Annotated in this window: 2 protein-coding genes; both read right to left on the bottom strand. The window is 39.7% G+C overall.

Translation table 11 applies throughout. From position 1 onward, the window contains the following. A partial coding sequence (locus AC1DPZ_RS26870; protein WP_477409276.1) for a carboxypeptidase-like regulatory domain-containing protein occupies positions 1–696 on the bottom strand: 696 nt, incomplete at its 3' end. 107 nt (positions 697–803) lie between these two features. Next, positions 804–1,576: FecR family protein (locus AC1DPZ_RS26875; RefSeq protein ID WP_477409278.1), on the bottom strand; the 773-nt coding region annotated here is incomplete at its 5' end.

The following is a 1,576-nucleotide window of genomic DNA, read 5'->3' on the forward strand; positions in this document are numbered from 1 at the left end:
ATCTTTAACGTTTGATACTTTTAGTGAACCCACCGAACCGGTTATATCCGATTTTTTTTGCGTACCATAACCTACCACTACTACAGCCGATAAGCCGGTTACATCGGCACTTAAAGTTACATTGAGCGGTGAATGATCGGCAACAACTTCCTGGCTTTTGTAACCAATAAAAGCAAACACCAGTACCTCGCCCTGCTCAACGGTTAATTTAAAATTACCGTTCACATCTGTTGAAGTACCGGCCTGTGATGTTTTGCTGCGGATAGCAACCCCGGCAAGGGGGCCATCTTTATCAGATACTGTACCCGTTACTACTATCTTGGCCGGTACACGGATCACTTTTTTCCTGGAAATAATAATGGTGTTATATTTTTCCCTGTACTCCAGTTGGGTATTGGTCATTAAAGCATTCAATACATCTTTTAAAGGTTTGCCTATAAATGAGCCTGCTTTTACTTTAACAGATGCTACATCATCTAATTTGTAATTGAAGGCTACGGTGTTCATAGCCCTTTTTAATTTCTCAAGTGAGGCATCCATTGTTTCATCGGCAAATTTTACGGTTACCGGCTGATCTACCAGGGATGCTTTACGCTCGGCCTGCGCGCGCCCCGGTACCAATGCTGTGAAAATTGTTAAGAGCAATAAAATTGCAGTCAGTAACTTTCTTGAAATCTGGGTTAAAGTTTTTTCCATACATTTGTTTTTAAAGTGATTAGTAACCGCCGGTTTGCTTTTAATTTTGGCAGTTACACTTAGTAAGCCAGTGCCTGTTAGTAGCAGGCATTGGTTTCTCTTATATATTATTTAATATTTACTGTATCGCCTTGCAGCCTGTATTTTCTGCCATCAATAAACTGCAGTATATCCAGCACCTGGTTAATGGTTAATTTATTTGAAAACCTTACCGAATAATGTTGTTTGTTTAATTTCCTGCCGGTATATTTAAAATTTACATTGTACCTGTTTTGCAGGTAAACCACTACCTCTTTAAATTCAACATTATCTAAAATGAGTTCGTCATGCATCCAGCTAAGCGAATGATCGCCGGCAATTACTTGTCTCGAAAAACTTTGATTTTGTTTGTTATAAGTTAACTGCTGCTGCGGTGTGTACATACCCAGGGTATGTTTCTGGTCGTGTATTTCTACTTTACCGCTGTTTACAAATACCTGTATATCGGGAAGTTCTTTGTAAAATTTAATATTGAAAGAGGTACCTAATACCTGGGTAATAACACCACCCGTATGTACCAGGAAAGGCTTTAAGGCATCGTGTTTAACTTCAAAAAAAGCTTCGCCATTTAATAAGGTAACTTCCCTCCTGGTAGCGCTAAATTTAACCGGGCACCTTATAGAACTACCTGCATTTAATTGAACAAGGGTGTTATCGGGTAATAACACTTGTTTCATCTGGCCTTTGGGGGCTGTAATAACCTGGTAGGCTACATTATTATCAGCTTTATGGCTAATAAATAGCCTGGAACCTAAAATACCGGCGAAAAGAGCAATCAATACAACGGCGGCAACTTTTAACCAGGGAGTGTTTAACCTTCTGATGCGGGGCTGGCTTATGG

It is taken from the genome of Mucilaginibacter sp. P4_G9 (assembly GCF_056400985.1).